The sequence below is a fragment of the uncultured Lactobacillus sp. genome, from assembly GCF_945290125.1.
In the GTDB taxonomy this organism is placed as follows: Bacteria; Bacillota; Bacilli; order Lactobacillales; family Lactobacillaceae; genus Lactobacillus; species Lactobacillus rizhaonensis.
Genome location: NZ_CALYQV010000108.1, coordinates 1 through 2,887, shown reverse-complemented (window position 1 = coordinate 2,887; position 2,887 = coordinate 1). Strand labels below are relative to the sequence as shown.

The 2,887-nt window shown below is 33.1% G+C and carries 4 protein-coding genes; 3 read left to right on the top strand and 1 reads right to left on the bottom strand.

From position 1 onward, the window contains the following. Positions 1–55 precede the first annotated feature (55 nt). Positions 56–187 (bottom strand): hypothetical protein, encoded by a 132-nt coding sequence (locus Q0K80_RS10170; RefSeq protein WP_267393269.1) that lies wholly within the window; start codon positions 185–187, stop codon positions 56–58. A 1,223-nt stretch (positions 188–1,410) separates the two neighbouring features. Between Q0K80_RS10170 and Q0K80_RS10165 the strand changes: the two genes are divergently transcribed. Genes Q0K80_RS10165 through Q0K80_RS10155 form a run of 3 tightly spaced genes read left to right on the top strand, consistent with a single transcriptional unit; the run spans position 1,411 to position 2,837 of the window. Further along, on the top strand, positions 1,411–1,695 hold the full coding sequence (locus tag Q0K80_RS10165) for a hypothetical protein (RefSeq protein WP_294606010.1): 285 nt from the start codon (positions 1,411–1,413) through the stop codon (positions 1,693–1,695). Then, a complete protein-coding gene (locus Q0K80_RS10160; protein ID WP_294606008.1) occupies positions 1,688–2,095 on the top strand; it encodes an ImmA/IrrE family metallo-endopeptidase in 408 nt (135 codons plus the stop codon). Before Q0K80_RS10165 ends, Q0K80_RS10160 begins: the two co-directional genes overlap by 8 nt. Before the next feature lie 25 nt (positions 2,096–2,120). Beyond that, positions 2,121–2,837, top strand: a complete 717-nt coding sequence (locus Q0K80_RS10155; RefSeq protein ID WP_294606006.1) for a hypothetical protein — start codon at positions 2,121–2,123, stop codon at positions 2,835–2,837. Positions 2,838–2,887 lie beyond the last annotated feature (50 nt).

Here is a 2,887-nt window from a genome sequence, read left to right as displayed (position 1 = left end):
CCTTTTGTCATTCATAAACAAAGTCTATTCAGGTTTTCGGTCATACTTAATCACTCTAATTCAAATTTAGTGCTTGTTTTCTACCTTCCTGAACAGCATCATCAATAACTTTGTTCAACACATTGGTATGTCTATCGATTGTTCCGTAATAACCGTCCGAAAAGCCTTGCTTTAGTCCTTTGAGCATGCTTATATCTTTTTTCGACTTAAGTAATGTCTTACTTTATTAGCAAGACTAGTAGTAAACATAGAATTTTCTTGTGTCAATTTATCTTGCTATTTTAAAAGTCATTCATTTTGATACTGCTTTCCTACCTTTTATCTCATAGTCATCTAAAAATTTCTGATGCCAAAAAGTTCCAATTTTCACAGTAATGATTGTTCCAATTCTTAGCATGTTGAAAAAGATTTTAGTGTCTAAACTTTGGTTTTAGGACAATATCCAGGCGCTTCATACACTTTTTCAAGCCATTAATAATAAACTACAAAGTCTCTCTGGCTTTCGTAATCGTCACCTTTTTATCATAAGTGGCGGTATTACCACTTACTTCTATAACTGTACATTCCATGTTCGGAATAATTTCCTTAATGATATAATTTCAAAGTCTGATTGCAGTCGGGCTTTTTTTGTTTTTCAAGTTCCAGTAATTGCTTGGACTGCTGACTAAATGAGTGAGCACCCCCAAGACAATTACTGTTAGCCATAATATTGCTAATTCGCGTTTAGCGCTTTTTTTGGATACGCCATAGTTTCCGAAATCGAAGCAAGTATTTAACAAGTCTATCCGTTTGTCCATTAACCTTTCTAAAATTTTCATGTTTTTTACCTCTTAAATGTCTTTTATTAAGGCAATTCTACGTTCCAATCTATTTCCTTTTTTGCTTTTCCATCTATTTTGCAGCTGGCTTCTCTAAAATTAAAATTGTTTTGCCATCCTCGCTTTTGCAAGGATTAACTACCTAACCACCATTCTTAAAATCAACTTCTGAAAACTCATCAAAAATGAATAATCACACCCATAGCATTGCTTTGCCACTGCAGTACTTTTGAGCAAATTTCTTTATTTTTAGCTGACGCCAATTCCTGATCTGCGGGCATAAATTTCTTTTCTCCTTTTCGCATGTAAGTAAGTTGCGTAAATCTATTGACTTTAATTCGCATAAATACGAATATAAAGGTATAGTTAATAAAGTAGTTGAACTTTATTCGCATATAGTTCCAGTGCTTATTTGCTTACTTAAAAATGTAAGTAATTTAACTGACAAATATATTTATGCATAAAAGCGAATTTTGAAATAAAAAATGCGAATTTTACGAATATTTTTGTCTTTTTTTGGAGCTTGATATGACACCATTTGACCGTATTAAAAAGTTGGCACGTGAGCATGGCTTATCTTTAATTGAAGTAAATGATAAGGCTGGTTTGGGAACTAGAACTATATATCACTGTAAAAAAACAAGTACCAAAATCAGACAGTCTGACTGCAGTAGCAAAGTTTCTTCATACCTCTGCTGACTATTTGCTTGGAAACACTGATGATCCGTCCCCTGTTTCTAAGCAGAGCCGACATGCAATTGATATTGAGAACGATGAATTACTATCTTATCGTGGCAGACCTATTCCTGATGATTATCTTGATATTATTAAGAATTTAATGGATTCAGATATTGAAAGAGGTAAAAGACGTGAGTGATTTAATTAAATGGCTATATAGCTATGCGTTTGATCACAAAATTGGCGTCTTACAAATTACTACTGCAAAAGAGTATAGCTCTTTAGCCGACAAGAACAAACGAACTATCGTTATTAACAACAATTGGAAAAATAAAAAAGAATTGCCTTTCATAATCGGACACGAAATTGGACACATTATGGAAGGCAATCCTGGGTTATCATATTATTGTGGTACCACTCTAACGCCTAATGAACGGCGTGCAGATCTTTTCTCACTAAATTTAATTTTTGAATATGCAACGTTGCAATATGATTCATACGAAGAGCCATATCTTTTTTTACAACAATATGGCATACCTATCAGGATGCTCGATGATGCTTGCAACTTATTTAAAAAGCATGATGATCTTGTTTTTTGAGTTATTTAAATAAGGAGAAATTAGCATGGGTTTATACAAAACATGTGCCATATGTGGCAAAAAATTAACATTTAATAATCAAGGTTACCCACTTGGAAATGAGAAAATTTGTTTTGAAGATAACAGTTATTTGGCAAAAGCATTGGGATATAAGATACCTTTAGGTATAAAAGATACTGTTAAATTTGAATTGGCTAAACGTCAATTGCCTTTTGAAGAGGCTAAAAATTTAATTGAACAGAAAAAATTAAAGGAGTCAATAAATACTCACAAGGCATTAAGACAACTAAAACAAGAGGCTAAAAGTGAATCGGAAATTCCCTCAGAAGTCAAAAGCTCAGAGTCAATTCCTGATGCAGAGGCTATTGTTGAGAACAATATAGATAATAACAAAGTATTAAAGACTACTGATAATAATCAGACAGAGAAAATTAGTGCTATTTCAGAGCAACCAGTTCAGAAAGCAAAACAAAAAAGTAGTTTAGAAAAAGCTGTTGAAGGTTTAAATAATGTAAGCTCATTTTTGAATGCACTGAACCAACCCCATTGCCCTAGATGTAGATCAACTAACATCCAGGTATTAGGTCAACACAGAAAAGGTTTTTCAATTGGTAAAGCTGCGGCCGGAACTATATTAACTGGCGGTATAGGTTCTTTAGCAGGTTTTGCAGGGAAAAATACAAAAAAAGTCGACATGATTTGCATGAACTGCGGAAAAAAATTCCAGTACAAAGGCAAATAAAAAAGCATCATAAAGCTTTACGCATTTATCCATTTTGAAAGTTTTAATCG

Excerpts from the sequence above, each read along its gene's own strand:
- Q0K80_RS10170 (WP_267393269.1), bottom strand. The coding sequence starts at position 187 with ATGCTCAAAGGACTAAAGCAAGGCTTTTCGGACGGTTATTACGGAACA.
- Q0K80_RS10155 (WP_294606006.1), top strand. The coding sequence starts at position 2,121 with ATGGGTTTATACAAAACATGTGCCATATGTGGCAAAAAATTAACATTT.
- Q0K80_RS10165 (WP_294606010.1), top strand. The coding sequence starts at position 1,411 with ATGATAAGGCTGGTTTGGGAACTAGAACTATATATCACTGTAAAAAAA.